The sequence below is a fragment of the Methanococcoides sp. genome, from assembly GCF_030594565.1.
Taxonomy (GTDB): Archaea; Halobacteriota; Methanosarcinia; order Methanosarcinales; family Methanosarcinaceae; genus Methanococcoides; species Methanococcoides seepicolus.
The window spans coordinates 1-14,074 of sequence record NZ_JAUVEY010000044.1; the positions used below are offsets into that span (position 1 = coordinate 1).

A 14,074-nucleotide genomic window follows, 5' to 3' on the forward strand; every position below is an offset into this window, starting at 1 on the left:
TAATTAGGCACTTTCTGGCAAGATTGAGAAGAAAGTCAAAGTGTTATACTAAGAGTCTTGAAATGCTGAAGTACTCTGTTCTTCTTTTGATGAAGTACAGAAATAAAGAGTTAGCTATGTTTAGTTAACAATGCCAAATAATTAAGCAGGAGTATTATAAATTAATATAATATTCCTCTTACTTTTTTGAGATTCGCAATCTCATAAGATATATTGTGCATTGATGGTTTTGTTCAACCCATGATAGTGGCATATTTGCCGTTTAGGTCGATGTAAAAAAGAAATGGATGATTACATCCGATTGTAAAAAAGATTGAAACGTTGGGCTATTTGCCACGTCAGATTATCTTTCCGACATTATCATCTATCGCATCAAGTGATGATTGCACATCTTGGAATCCGATGTTGAGATCTTTATGGTAGTTCCAATGTTCTTGTGCCGAAGAAATTTACTTAATGTTGTGATTGGCATTCCATGGTTCAAGAGATAGTTGGCTCTGGTCCTACGGAATCCATGAGTTGCAATGGACTTGTCAAGTCCAACATCCTTACATATCTTGTTGAATACTCGAAATACTTGTGTACGGCTGACCTGTGGACTTTTCACCGGAGAACCTTGACCAGACAATTGCCCCGGAGCTTTTCATGCTGGCTATTGGGATCTACCTTATACTGATCACAGCCATCCTCACAAGATTTTCAAGCACCATTGAGAACGGCGGGGACAGAACACAATTCATGTATGACCTGGGACAGGCATTACCAATTTCTATAATCGTTTTCACTGTAACTGCCATTACGGCAAGGACCTTCTTCAGATGACTTATATGAGCCTTTAAGAAAAATAATGAGAATATTACACTACAGCTCATTCGATATAGACAATGGCCTTTATGGGACATACCTCTGCGCAATCCATGCAGAGAATACAAAGATCATGATCAATGGTCACCCTGCCGTTGTGACGCTGTAAAGCACCATGAGAGCATACCAGAGCACATTTGCCGCAATTATTGCATCCTATGATGGCCAGAAGGCCTTCAGGTCTCACCATTGTCACAGGTTATGGTACAAAACAGATAAGAACTTTGCTTTAAAACATCCTTATATATCAGAGGGCGTATGAAAGGATACTATGAAAGAAATGATCCAGACGGATAAAGGGTCTTTCTACAATTTTCTAACTGAAGGTTGCAGGCTCTGTCAACAAGGTGCCAAAATGGTACTCTTCATCACAGGTACATGTGATAGAGGATGTTTCTACTGCCCCCTTTCCGAAGATCGGAAAAGAGATACTGTTTATGTGAACGAGAAGGCAGTTGAAACTGATGATGATGTTTTGAGCGAAGCATATACGATGGATGCGCTAGGCACAGGCATCACCGGAGGAGAACCTTTACTTAAAAAAGAGAAGGTTATCCATTATATCGAACTTCTCAAAGCGGAGTTTGGGAAGGAACATCATATTCACCTCTACACATCCATAGCACCTTCAAAAGAGACACTTGAAGCTCTTGCTTCTGCCGGTCTGGATGAGATAAGATTCCACCCACCGCAAAATATGTGGCACGTTCTGAAAGGGTCCGCTTACGAGAAAGCGGTTAAGGATGCAAAGGACCTGGATATCGAAGTAGGGTTCGAACTGCCTTCGATAAAGGGAGTTCTCGAGCTGAAGGACATTATTAACGAGCTGGGATGTTTCCTGAACCTTAACGAACTGGAATTTTCAGATAACAATGCCATGGAACTCACAGAAAGGGGATTCATGCTTAAGAACGATATAAGCAACGCAGTGGAGGGTTCTGAAACATTTGCCCGGGAAATTGCGCAGTATCTTCCAAAGATGCATTTCTGTTCATCAAGATATAAAGATGCAGGGCAACTTAGGGAACGACTCATTAGAACTGCTAAGCAGACCGCCCGCCCATTTGATGAGATCACAGAGGATGGGACATTGCTATACGGATCCATAAAAGCAAGCGATATTGAGGAAGTTGTGAGCTTCTTAAATGAAATAGGTGTCCCTGAAAATATGTTCGAAATAGGGGAAAGAGCAATAGAATTGCCGGGGTGGTTTACCGAAGAAAATGCCCAGGAACTTAAAGAATGTGGATTCATACCATCAGTTATCGAAAGATATCCTTTCAAAGATGGTCTGGTAGTCGAAGTTATACCGCTTTGATACTAACATTTATAAGGATTAATGCTGTAGAGAAAACGCATTCTGCATCAGAAATCAAATGTATTACCATAAATTTATAACTTAAAATCACATAGAGACAATTGAGGTGTTTGTGCTGGAGACTATAGAAGACCGGGTTAAGGCGAGACTTATAAAATATTTGGGCCGAGACGATACCGGAATACGGGAAGTTGTACTGAAACTGTTCCTTGACGGAGGCACTTTCACTACAAGTGATGTCTACAAACATCTCCATGAAAAGGAGTTCGATGTAAGCTACAGAGGAGTTTCAGCCATGGTAGGGCTTATGAACACAAGGCTTGGAATACTCAGTATCGATGTTACAGGCGACCATAATCTATACCTGTTGAAAGAGGATTATAAACCAGTAGTTAAGTCCGTACTTGATAATTACTGATCTTCATTATAGTTCAAATTACTAATTGGCACTGAGAATCGGTGCCTGATGCTCTTAAAATATCGAAGATCTGATCTTTTATGTCACCCCTATTGAATCTGTTCTACAATATCTATGAGAGATCCCTTCTTGCAGGCATGAAAGGGAAAAAGGTTCCAGACCATATTGCGATAATTATGGATGGGAACCGCAGATTTGCCGGCAAATTCGGGAAGAGGATTGATTACGGCCATTCCCGCGGTGCAGATATTACGGAGAAGGTCATCGAATGGTCTTATGAAATGGGAGTTAAAGAGCTTACCATATATGCATTTTCTACAGAGAACTTTAACCGCTCCGACGATGAGACAGTACGCCTTTTTGAACTAATTACCAACAAATTTGACCATATGCGCAAGAACGAGCGCACCCATGAGCGGGAGATAAGAGTGCGTGCTGTCGGCGACATTGGTCTTTTGCCTAAAGAGCTCCAGGAAGCTACCCGAAGGATAGAGAAAGCTACCAAAGGTTACAGGAAGTTCAAACTGAACGTTGCTATTGCTTATGGCGGCAGACAGGATATAGTGCAAGCTGTCAGAAAGATGGCGGATAAAGTGCTGATCAATGAACTGATGCCTGAAGATATCAATGAGAACACTGTTGCAGACCACCTATACCCCATGGAAGGTCCTTCGGTCTCAAATGTAGACCTTATCATTCGCACAGGTGGAAATGAAAGGATCTCGAACTTCCTGCCATGGCAGGCCAATGGGAACGAATGTGCTGCATATTTCTGCGCACCTTTCTGGCCGGAGTTTCGGAAGATAGATCTTTTGAGATCGATACGTATATACCAGACACGTCTTGCCGAACAAAAAAGATACGAAAGACATCGAGAAGAACTTTTCTTAAGCAAAATGCAAAATCGATGCAAAGAAGAAGAACGTATCCGAAATTGAGCTTTTACAAACATCCATCATAAAGAGAAGAATGGGGCCGTAGTGAAAGCAAACGGTTTGACGGGATGGAGGAAGCTACGGCCGAATGTTGCAGAAACTCACCTACGAGCTCTTAGTAATTCTTCAAATTGTTCATAGTATCTTGCCCTGTTAACTAATTCTGTAAAGAAATCATCCATTTAAATTCACCTCGAACAATACTACTACTTCTGCATATATTAAAGACTGCCAAGTGGGGTGAAAGTATTCGGTTCTTTTCAATGACATCTCCATGTCAACATAGGTTCTTTTTGATACACATGGAAAACTATAAATAAAGTTCCATGTCAATATAGGTACAAGTGGTATTTACATGAACATTTGACAATTCCCATAAAACAAAAAAGGAGCAATTGAAATGATCGATATCTACAAACATCTGAAATCTGCAACGACTGGTGATGAAAGAGCTGAAGAAAAGCATGACATGGAAGTTTTCATGAAATCACAGGAACTGGCAGAAAAATATGGCATCATTCGTGAAAGCGGTAGTTTTGTTCCAACAGATATGAGTCTGGCAGATTCAGTTTTTGAAGCTGCTGTTGAACTCCTGACATCAGTTGGAATATACTGCATTGATACAAAGAAAAGCATCAAAATCGATGAAGAGGATATCAGGAGATCAGTCAATAGTTCTAAAGTACTGGAAATAGGAAGATTTAAGGAAAAGGTCATTGTGCCTTTTAGATACACAATGGACTCTGAACCCCCTGTTATTATTGGCGGGCCAATGGGTGGTACGGTATCAGAAGAAAATTTCCTTGAAGTCCACTTAAGTTCTGCAATGGAACCTATTGTACAAGGTGTTTATGCAGGAGCTTTGGAAAAAATGGGAGGAAAAGGAATACGAGGGAAGACTCCTTTTGAGATGCTTGCAGCTTTGAAGGAAGCAAGACAAGAAAGACTTGCAACAAAACTTGCCGGTCGTGAAGGACTGGCATTAATGGGTCCCGGCACACCCACCATTTCACCGGCATATATGCTAGTATCATCCGAAGAACTTTATTCCACTGCGGATGTACAGGAAGTTTACCAGCTTGACGAGCTAAAGACCGATTATGAAACATTTTACAAATCTATATTCCATCTTGAACACGGCAATCATTTCCTTAGTGGCCAATGTCCTGTATTCGGTGGCACAGGTATCGGCACACCTGAAGGTTTAGCCATAGTCGATGTTGCAGAGACCATCCAGTCAAAGATAGTGACAGGAGCAAGTATTCATCTATCGGGTGCTGTCCATGTAAATACTCATTCCTCCTCCACAGAAGAGATCATGTGGGCATCCAACCTTTCATCCATGGCAATTTCAAGGAACATGCACCACTACACAGGAAGATATTACTGGAACCTTGCTGGATGCTGCACCGATATGATGTTCTATGAAACTGCCGCACAAGCTATTGGCGATACCGTATCAGGAAGAGATATGTTGGTTGGACCTGTGGGCGCAAGAGGAGCAGGTGCAGACCACTCAACAGGACTTGAATCAAGATTTATGGGAGAGATCGCCCATCTGGCAACAGGACTTACACTCGAAGAAGCAAACGAAGCGGTAAGCAAAATATACACAAAATACGAAAACTTTTTACAATATCCGCCTGAAGGAAAGCCATTCAGTGAATGTTATAAAGTTAGATCAGAATATGAAATGAAACCAACAGAGGAATACCTGAAGCTTTACAGAGATATTTTCACGGAGATAGAGAACTACTGTAACATTGAATGAGGCTGTGGAAAGAACATGACTAATATATTCGGGACGGGTGCAAGCAAAATATTCAGGGACAGGTCTGTATTATCATCCAGATACATGCCAGAAGAACTTGTCGGAAGGGACAAGGAGATAAAGGAACTTGTCGAGATAATCAGACCTGTGCTGCATCATGGCGAGCCTGCAAATGCAATTATTTCAGGAAATAAAGGTACTGGGAAGACAACTGTAGTGAGATATGTCCTGAAACAGCTTATAGAGAACATTGAGAAGGATGATCTCAATGTTGTTCCCGTATTCATCAATTGTCAGAAGATCAATACTACCAGCAGGATCATACAGGAAATACTCAACAAAGTATATCCTGAGGCTGAGGTTCCAAAAACAGGACTTTCCATGGGTAAATATTACAGAGCACTGTGGAAAGCTCTGAACGAGACAGATTATACAATAATAGTTGTATTCGATGAGATAGAATTACTCAAAAATCACACGATACTGTATGACCTTAGCCATGCAGGAGAAAATATGAGTATAGAGGATGATATTTTCATAGGAATCATAGGTATTGCAGATGATCTTACATTCCACGGACAACTTGAACAAAGTATTGTTTCAGCACTTCAACAGAAAAACCTTGTGTTTAGACCATATGATAGTGATCAGATCACACAAATCCTTGAAAAAAGGAATACTTCTGCATTTGCAGAAGGAGTTTTAAACCGTGAGAACATTAAATTATGTGTAGAACTGGCAGGTGAAGAAGGCAATGCTTCAAAGGCGGTCACATTACTGGAAAGAGCTGGGAATATTGCAGACACATTAAGATCAGAAGAGATCACCGAAAAACATTTTCGTGTTGCAAACGAAGAAATGAGTGATTCAGAACTGATCAGTTCGATGGAAAAACTGCCATTCCATTCGAAGCTGGTTCTTTTAAGCATTGTCAAACTGACAAATGAATTGAACGACAAGGTCACTACAGGACAAATTGAAGCCCTTTACAGGAAGTTTTGCGAGGAGACAAATACTGACCCGCTTGGACGCACCAGTGTTTCCAGGATCGTTTCAGAATTCGACATGGAAGGTGTCATTTCCGCGCCTGTGCGAAGTAGAGGGAGATATGGGAAAACCCGTCTTGTAGCATTGAAGAAAAGTCCACACAAAATAGAGACAGCACTTCATTCAGACTACAGGTTAAAGCAGCTGAGAATTAATTAAATGGAGACTAGCATGAAATTGAGCCTTGGAATAGATGCCGGCGGCACCTACACAGATGCTGTCATCGTAGAGAACTCAAAGAATGAGATACTTGCCTCAAGCAAGGCTTTAACGACATACCCGGACCCTTTGGAAGGGATAAGGAATGTATTGAACTCCCTTGATCAATCCATACTTGGACAAGTTGAGATAGTTTCAGTCTCAACGACCCTTTCCACCAATACGATCCTGGAGGGCACAGGATTTCCTGTTGGGCTTATCCTTGTCGGAGATTATCATATTAGCACCAATCTCCCCACAGAGCATTATGTTCAGGTAAGCGGAGGACATGACCACAGGGGTGCTCAGGCAAACCCCCTTGATGAAGATGCAGTGAGAAAATTTGCCCTCCGTGTCAAGGATAAAGTGGCAGCTTTTGCAGTTTCTTCATATTTTAGCATTCGAAACCATGAACACGAACTGAAGGTCAAGGAGATCGTCAGGAAAAGCACAGGAATGCCCGTTGTCTGCGCCCACGAACTTTCACAGGACTTGGGTGCATTTGAAAGAGCAGTGACTGCATTCTTCAATGCACAATTGATACCCATAACTGAAAAGTTCATGACCAGCGTAGAATCCGAAATAAGGAGCAGAGGCATGGATGCGAAGATATTCATGCTCAAATGTGACGGATCGGTCATAGGTATCAAAAATGCTCTCGAAAAGCCGATAGAATCCATATTTTCAGGACCTGCAGGAAGTCTTGTTGGTGCTTCATTCCTTTCAAAGAGAGATAGTTGTGCAGTGATCGATGTGGGTGGCACGAGTACCGATGTTTCGGTGATATATGACGGAGTGCCACAGATGAGCGATGCAGGCGCCGTTGTAGGTGGTTGGAAGACAAGGGTCAAAGCGATAAAGATGGAAACATCGGCCCTTGGCGGTGACAGTGACATATGGGTAGGGGCGGCAAAGATGACCATCGGGCCCAGAAGGGTCATTCCGTTGTGCAGGGCTGCAGTGAAATACCCAGAGTTCCTGGAGCAGCTTACCAATAATCCAATGCCTTCAAGAGGCATTATTGGTATGAACTTCCAGCCTACGAAATTCTTCATCAGAACAGATTACGAACCTATCGACCTGAGCAATTATGAGGCTGAATTACTGGAAGCCATTTCCAAGACACCCACATCAATAAGGGAAATACGCAACCGCCTGAATAAGCTTCCTACTAATAAACACCTTGATATGCTTATGCAGAAACGTTTGATACAACCCATCAATTTTACACCCACAGATGCGCTGCATGCGCTGGGGGACTATACTGAATATAGTGTAGAAGCTTCTAGGATAGGTGCGCAGCACCTGGGTTCAATGTGCAGGATGGAAGGGAAGGAATTTGCAGAACATGTTAAGAATGAGTTTACAAAGAACATGGCAGCAGACCTTGTATCATTTTTCCTCGAAGATAATTCAAAGGAAGAAGTACGCAAGACATTTGATACGAACTCACCCATAAAGTTCAAGATAGAGATCCCAGTGGTACTCATTGGAGGACCTGTGATAGCTTATCTTGAGGGCATGAGAAAACTCATCGATGCAGAGATGATACTACCGGAATTTGCCAGTGTGGGTAATGCGGCAGGCGCACTGGCTGCAAAAGGAGTACGAAGGGTAGAAATGCTTATCAGACCGGTTTCAATGGCTGCCCCTGACTGGGAATTCTACATGTATTCTGAAAAGGGAAGAGAAAGCTTTGATGAATATGAAGAAGCTGTAGAGCATGCCCTCAGGCTTGGTGATGAGACCATACACAAGTACATGAAAGATGCTAACATGGACAGTGATTCGGTAAAGATAGAAGTGAAAAAGGACGAGCTGTTCATGGAAAATTCAAATACGCTCATCGAAACAAGGATAGTTGTTCTTGGTGTAGCCGAACATAATGAAAAGGACGAATAATATCGATAGAGGGCTGCAGCATGTAGCCCTTTTACTTTTTTTGTTTTTTACCGCAAAAGTGACATTTAGAGCACATTTGTAGGATTGGAATTGCAATATTTGAATTGAATATTAAATTTGTAATTATTGCATTAACATATCAAAAAACAAGCTATCTGAAAACAAAAGATAATAATAAATGCATGGATGTTCAATAACTTAATTTAAAATGGTGCGGGAGGTGTGATTCGAACACACGAACTCCTACGAGACTAGGCCCTCAACCTAGCGCCTTTGACCTGGCTGGGCAACCCCCGCACGGGGAATACTGCGAATTAAATAAAGTAAAAAGGAAATCAGAATTTCCGATTTACAATGTGCTCAAGATGCTCTGCATCTCAGCAGCCTTGCCCTTAATAGTATTCACTGCATTTAAGATTAACTGTTGAGCAGTGTAAGAACCATCCGATTCCATACTGAAAATGAATGATTTTTCATCTGCACTTACAGTAATTGCATTAATATCGCAGGAATCCTGACAAAGTCTACAAAGTGAGCACTTAAGACGGTCCTCATCGGCCACCATTGCAGACTCATCGGTGAGCTGAATGATGTTCCTGGGACAAGAATTGACGCAGACGCCACACCTGTCACAACCCTCAACGGTGATGATCGGCATGTTCTTGTAGCCACAGGCAACGCCTGCCTGCCACTTTGCATGCTTATTACCATAGCCCATATGAGCAATTGCTTCAAGGACAACCTTCTGGCCAGCCCTAAGATCGATTATAGGGATGTTCTTGTCTGCTGGTTGAACATTCGGGTCAGATGACACAATATCACCGGAGTGAACGATGGTCTGACCGCTTTCATCAGTTTCTACACTGAGTGTCAATGAAACAGTACATGCAGGGCAACCTGCCCCATCGCATGTACATTTATCCTGAGGAACGAAGTCGTCGAGGCTGGTAGTGAGTGGGATCAAGCCCAATCTCAATGCCAGCTGTTCGTCATACAGAACAGAAGTATTGTTATAGATATTCACGTCATCGATCGCAAGCGTAGGTACGTCGGCAAGCATTGCGCGACGAACCCCGTTTGCGAAAGCTGCAGTTGTATTTGACAGTATGAACTTTGCTGATCTGTCCGATAACTCAAGTATATCGATTTCCATAAAATAACCTCTGTTCTTAGTGATTATACACGCCTTCCGCCTTTTGGACGAGTTCCATCATGTGGTACTGGAGTTACGTCTTCGATCCTTCCGATCCTGACGCCAGCTCTTGCGAATGCCCTGATAGCAGCCTGTGCTCCTGGTCCAGGACTCCTCTGCTTGTTTCCACCAGGTGCTCTTACCTTGATGTGGACACCTTCGAGACCCTTGTCCCTAAGGAGATCTGCGAGCTGAGTAGCCATCTGCATAGCAGTATATGGGGAACTTTCATCCCTTGCTGCCTTTACAACCATTCCACCAGAGGATTTTGCGATGGTCTCTGCGCCTGTGAGGTCAGTCACAGTAATGATCGTGTTGTTGAATGAGCACTTGATGTGTGCAACACCCCAGATTCCGTTAGCCATATTTTATTCCTCCTTATTCAGTTACCACTGATGCTGCAATCTGTGCAGGCCTCTCTGGATGGGATTCCTTGGTCATAGGAGATGTACCGTAATATTCGACATTCATCTCCTGCTCCCTTGTTACCATCATACCAGGGATTGTTACCCTCTTGCCATCAATAGCGATATGTCCGTGTGTGATGAACTGCCTTGCCTGACGTGCAGTGCGGGCGAGTCCAAGTCTGTGGACCTGGGTCTGAAGCCTGCGCTCCAGAATAGCCTCGGTCTGAAGACCAAGAACATCATCGATATTGGAATCAGATTTGAGAATTGAAAACCTGATAAGTTTTGCAAGGAGCTGATCAGCTTCGGTCTTTGAGTGACCTACAAGATCAGATTCTGCGGACTCTGCAAGAAGACGTCTTGCATTTCCTCTGACCCTTCTCAGAACACTGAGTGATTTCCAGAGTTCCCTTTTGTTACGGAGACCATACTTCTTTACGAGCTCGACCTCGGATGCCAACCTTTCAGCTTGCCATGGATGTTTTGGAGTGTCATAACTCTTTGTACTTTTACCTGGATATGCCATAGTTCATCACCCTCATTTCTTCTTCCTGACACCAATGGTGCTTCCACGCCTACCGGTGGATTTGGTTCTCTGTCCTCTGACCTTAAGACCTCTCTCATGTCTGAGACCACGGTATGCACGTGATTTCCTGAGGTCGTTAAGATCTTCTTTAAGTGTCAGAATGATGTCCTGACCAAGAAGGTGTTTGTTTTCGCCTGATATAGGGTCGAACTGTCTGTTGAGCATCCATTTAGGAAGTTGCTCTTCGAACTTATCAATAGTTGAATCCAGTTTTTGAATATCTTCGTCAGGAAGGTAACCGATCACTGCGCTTGGGTCGATACCTGTACTGTCAATGATAACACGAGCGGTTCGTAATCCGATACCACGTATACCGGTTAATGCGTACTTCACTGGCTGGTTGCCCTGCAGATCAGTATTCATTATACGAACCAGATGTCTTATTTCTTCATCTGCCATATATTGTCCTCCTTAAGAATGCGATATCGCACTCCGTAGCCTCGGAACTTATCCGTTCCGACACAGCCATGTGGCTTTATAAATTTTTATAAATTCAAAAGCGACTTCGCTGAATATGCCGTTTCTGGTATATAACGGTATTCATCTGAACGTAATTATAACAAACTTCCTTCAAAATAAAAATGTGTATTTGGACGCATATTGCCCATACGCACCATACACACCATCAACAGTACTCAGCATCGACCTTACATATAATTGTTTATAGCTCTTTCTAAAAAGAAACTTCACAAAGCAGGAAACGGATCCATGACCCCCGATCAGGTCTCGAATTCGGGATGCTTCCTAAAAGACATAGTCCCCATAACAGCAAGAAGGGCACCTGCAATAATGAACACGCACCCTATCAACGTTTCAGCGAATATTGCACTATGCAAAAGAGCATAATCAAAAAATATGCCACTTACCGGCTCAAGCATAGCCAGTATACTAGCAGTCTGAGTTCTTACCTTTGACAGACCGCTGAAATAGAGAACTCCACTTATACTGGTATTCACCACTCCAAAAAGAAGCAGTATCATAAAATTACCCTTAAGTACTGGAACAGTAACATCCGATGCAAACGGAAGCAGCACGATAACACAGAATATTGTTGCCCAGAAGAATTGTGCAAATCCTGAATATTCATCCCGTAGGTAGCGTGCAGTCATAATAAGGAAACTGAACGATATACCCGAAAGAATACCCGAGATCAAACCGACGAAATGCATATCGCCCAAACCGAGCCCAACAAGGTTTGAAAGGTCCACTATCAGAACAATACCTGCCATAGACAGGAACAATCCAACGATACCAAGCCTTGTAGGCATTTCCTTGAGGACAAAAGGAGAGAATACCGTAACATACATAGGTGCCGTATAGAGCAACAAAATAGCAATTGACAACCCCGAATATAGAATGCATGTAAAATAAAAATAAATGGTCAGCAGCTTGAAGATACCAAGAAGTAATAATTGCTTTCGTTTTCCTTTTATCCGGATAAGGTCCATTTTGCCTGTCAGATACACATAACCCGCAAGAAAAATCACACCTATGAGAAGTTTGTAAAAAATAATAGGCAGAGTACCCATATCATTGATGAGGATAAGAAACACACCCACCATACCATAAATGATACAGCCGGTCGTGATCTCGAGATATCCCTTGACAGACGCTGATGCCATGAACGACAAATGAGACACACTATATATAGAATATTGCATCCATCACCGGCATGGATAAGTACAGGGTATAACAATCTGCAAATAAAAGGTAGATAATATGGATATTATATCATTTTTCCCAGGATTTGGCACACAACACTTTATATTTGCTATACTGCTCTACGCATATTTTTCCTACTCTTTGCAAATAATAGCCGCCAAAACTCGAATTTCAAATAAGTGGATGGCGTGGATACCGATATTGAACCTTATATTGATGTGTAGAATAGGAAAGACATCGATCCTAGTACTTCTGGGACTGCTCATTCCATTGGTCAACCTATTTGTATTCGCATACATCTGGGGTGAAATAGCCTTTGCCACCAACAGATCAAGATGGTATGGAATCCTCATAATAGTACCTGTGATCAATGTGATCCTTCCGGGATACCTTGCATTTACAGACTGATGCAGAGATCATAAAATATATGACCAGAAATATACAGGCCGTCCTTTTTGATATGGACAACACCCTTTTCGATTTTCTGGAAGCAAAACTGATAGCATGTCAAAGGATAATAGAGCACCTGGGCGCAGGGGATGCAGAATCACTACTTCAATATTTTCTAAGAAAGAATGCCGGCTATGAAGACCTTGAGAACATACAGGATTACCTCCAGGAAAACGAACTATATTCCGATGAGAACTATGCGATCAGTTGTGCTCTTTATGAGAAGGTGAAAGTCGAAGCACTCGTCCTATATCCCGGCGTCATAGAAACACTGCAAAAGCTCAAAGAAAAGAGACTGGATATCGCACTTGTTACAGATGCGCAATCATACAATGCAATAAAACGTATCGAAAGAACACATATAGGCGATTACTTCGATACAATTGTGACAACTGACATGACCGGTGCGAAAAAACCCGACCTAAAGGTTTTCCTTTATGCACTGGACATCCTGAACATTCCCCCATCAAAAGCTCTTTTCGTAGGGGACAGTCCCAGAAGGGATATTGAACCTGCCCGAAAGATAGGAATGCAAACCGCCTACGCAGCCTATGGCGATAAAAGAGAGAAGGGACAAAAAGTAGAAGCCGACATCACCCTTTCAAAGATATCAGAGATAATCGACTTCATATTTGAAAAGTGAAGGAATCAGAACCCTTCGATAGCACCAATTTCCCCCTGATATCTTGCAACCGCTTTTGGAGCACCTTTCAGAAGCTTCCTTACCCGGTTATAGACACTCGGAACCTTTTCAGAATCCAATTCCTTCAACATCTGTGCAAGGATATCCACCAGAGGCACATGGTATACATCTTCCATCAGATCTATATTGGCAAACACGTTCAGCATGTTAGTAGTACTATATTCATTAACATTAGAGAGCTTGAACAGTATCTCACGAAGCAGTTCACGTCCAGCTTCTGTTTGCAGAGATATTTTTCGGTTCCTCGCAAACCCACCATAAAGAGCACGCTGGTCATTTGCCTGCTCAATACGGAACGATTCGGAGACTTCGATCTGCCTGACAAGAGATACAGCATCCGTACTACTGTTTCCTGCGACTATTGACAAGAAAGCCTCCCATGCAACAAGGTTCTTTTTCGACTCTTCCATGAACATTTCAAGCAGTTCCATCTTATCATCGGCAGAACTGTTGATGTAACGATCAAAGGCTGCAAGCTTGTCACTTGCACAAGAAGATTCATAGAACTGCTTCTTACATAACTGCTGTACAAAAGAAGTATCAAGTGTTGCTAGGATCCTCAGAACCAGATTCTTGACCTGCCTGGCCTTAATGCAACGTGCCTGCTCTTCAAGAGTATCG

Annotated in this window: 17 protein-coding genes, 1 tRNA gene and 1 pseudogene; 10 read left to right on the forward strand and 9 right to left on the reverse strand. The window is 42.5% G+C overall.

The genetic code is table 11. The features are described from left to right. Nucleotides 1-128, forward strand: a pseudogene (locus QAS77_RS05285) (IS1 family transposase); the annotation flags it as partial. Nucleotides 129-364: 236 nt separating this feature from the next. Here the strand turns inward: QAS77_RS05285 and QAS77_RS11605 are convergent. Further along, a complete protein-coding gene (locus QAS77_RS11605) occupies nt 365-607 on the reverse strand; it encodes a tyrosine-type recombinase/integrase (RefSeq protein ID WP_420846916.1) in 243 nt (80 codons plus the stop codon). On the opposite strand from QAS77_RS11605, the gene QAS77_RS05290 reads away from it, so the two are divergent. After that, nucleotides 595-822 (forward strand): hypothetical protein, encoded by a 228-nt coding sequence (locus tag QAS77_RS05290; protein ID WP_305064382.1) that lies wholly within the window; start codon nt 595-597, stop codon nt 820-822. The genes QAS77_RS11605 and QAS77_RS05290 overlap by 13 nt on opposite strands. A 46-nt stretch (nt 823-868) precedes the next feature. On the opposite strand, the gene QAS77_RS05295 is transcribed toward QAS77_RS05290, so the two are convergent. After that, entirely contained in the window at nt 869-1,054 is a 186-nt protein-coding gene (locus QAS77_RS05295) for a 4Fe-4S binding protein (RefSeq protein WP_305064383.1), read from the reverse strand. 81 nt (nt 1,055-1,135) lie between these two features. Between QAS77_RS05295 and QAS77_RS05300 the strand changes: the two genes are divergently transcribed. The 6 genes from QAS77_RS05300 (at nt 1,136) to QAS77_RS05325 (ending at nt 8,453) form a co-directional block, all read left to right on the forward strand. Then, the gene (locus QAS77_RS05300; RefSeq protein ID WP_305064384.1) at nt 1,136-2,182 is read left to right on the forward strand and encodes a radical SAM protein; all 1,047 of its coding nucleotides are present in this window, start codon (nt 1,136-1,138) and stop codon (nt 2,180-2,182) included. 106 nt (nt 2,183-2,288) lie between these two features. Beyond that, nucleotides 2,289-2,600 (forward strand): DUF2551 domain-containing protein, encoded by a 312-nt coding sequence (locus QAS77_RS05305; protein ID WP_250867177.1) that lies wholly within the window; start codon nt 2,289-2,291, stop codon nt 2,598-2,600. Nucleotides 2,601-2,680: 80 nt separating this feature from the next. Continuing rightward, the gene (uppS, locus tag QAS77_RS05310) at nt 2,681-3,538 is read left to right on the forward strand and encodes a polyprenyl diphosphate synthase (RefSeq protein ID WP_305064385.1); all 858 of its coding nucleotides are present in this window, start codon (nt 2,681-2,683) and stop codon (nt 3,536-3,538) included. 397 nt (nt 3,539-3,935) lie between these two features. After that, complete coding sequence (locus QAS77_RS05315; RefSeq protein ID WP_305064386.1) at nt 3,936-5,306, forward strand: monomethylamine:corrinoid methyltransferase; 1,371 nt, start codon at nt 3,936-3,938, stop codon at nt 5,304-5,306. Nucleotides 5,307-5,321: 15 nt separating this feature from the next. Continuing rightward, complete coding sequence (locus tag QAS77_RS05320) at nt 5,322-6,512, forward strand: Cdc6/Cdc18 family protein (protein WP_305064387.1); 1,191 nt, start codon at nt 5,322-5,324, stop codon at nt 6,510-6,512. Between the two features lie 12 nt (nt 6,513-6,524). Continuing rightward, nucleotides 6,525-8,453, forward strand: a complete 1,929-nt coding sequence (locus QAS77_RS05325; RefSeq protein WP_305064388.1) for a hydantoinase/oxoprolinase family protein — start codon at nt 6,525-6,527, stop codon at nt 8,451-8,453. Between the two features lie 209 nt (nt 8,454-8,662). Here the strand turns inward: QAS77_RS05325 and QAS77_RS05330 are convergent. From QAS77_RS05330 to QAS77_RS05355, 6 genes are all read right to left on the reverse strand, one after another. Beyond that, nucleotides 8,663-8,750: transfer RNA gene (locus tag QAS77_RS05330), tRNA-Leu, on the reverse strand. Between the two features lie 52 nt (nt 8,751-8,802). Beyond that, a complete protein-coding gene (locus QAS77_RS05335) occupies nt 8,803-9,606 on the reverse strand; it encodes a DNA-directed RNA polymerase subunit D (protein ID WP_250867182.1) in 804 nt (267 codons plus the stop codon). Nucleotides 9,607-9,629: 23 nt separating this feature from the next. Then, the gene (locus QAS77_RS05340; protein ID WP_305064389.1) at nt 9,630-10,010 is read right to left on the reverse strand and encodes a 30S ribosomal protein S11; all 381 of its coding nucleotides are present in this window, start codon (nt 10,008-10,010) and stop codon (nt 9,630-9,632) included. A 13-nt stretch (nt 10,011-10,023) separates the two neighbouring features. Continuing rightward, a complete protein-coding gene (locus QAS77_RS05345) occupies nt 10,024-10,578 on the reverse strand; it encodes a 30S ribosomal protein S4 (RefSeq protein WP_250867184.1) in 555 nt (184 codons plus the stop codon). A gap of 12 nt (nt 10,579-10,590) precedes the next feature. Beyond that, nucleotides 10,591-11,037, reverse strand: a complete 447-nt coding sequence (locus QAS77_RS05350; RefSeq protein ID WP_250867185.1) for a 30S ribosomal protein S13 — start codon at nt 11,035-11,037, stop codon at nt 10,591-10,593. Between the two features lie 320 nt (nt 11,038-11,357). Then, a complete protein-coding gene (locus tag QAS77_RS05355; RefSeq protein WP_305064390.1) occupies nt 11,358-12,260 on the reverse strand; it encodes a DMT family transporter in 903 nt (300 codons plus the stop codon). 223 nt (nt 12,261-12,483) lie between these two features. On the opposite strand from QAS77_RS05355, the gene QAS77_RS05360 reads away from it, so the two are divergent. Both QAS77_RS05360 and QAS77_RS05365 read left to right on the forward strand, forming a co-directional pair. Further along, the gene (locus tag QAS77_RS05360; RefSeq protein ID WP_250867187.1) at nt 12,484-12,708 is read left to right on the forward strand and encodes a DUF5684 domain-containing protein; all 225 of its coding nucleotides are present in this window, start codon (nt 12,484-12,486) and stop codon (nt 12,706-12,708) included. 19 nt (nt 12,709-12,727) lie between these two features. Further along, nucleotides 12,728-13,393 (forward strand): HAD family hydrolase, encoded by a 666-nt coding sequence (locus QAS77_RS05365; RefSeq protein WP_305064391.1) that lies wholly within the window; start codon nt 12,728-12,730, stop codon nt 13,391-13,393. Nucleotides 13,394-13,398: 5 nt separating this feature from the next. Here QAS77_RS05365 and QAS77_RS05370 read toward each other — a convergent pair. Further along, a partial coding sequence (locus QAS77_RS05370; protein ID WP_305064392.1) for an aminopeptidase N C-terminal domain-containing protein occupies nt 13,399-14,074 on the reverse strand: 676 nt, incomplete at its 5' end.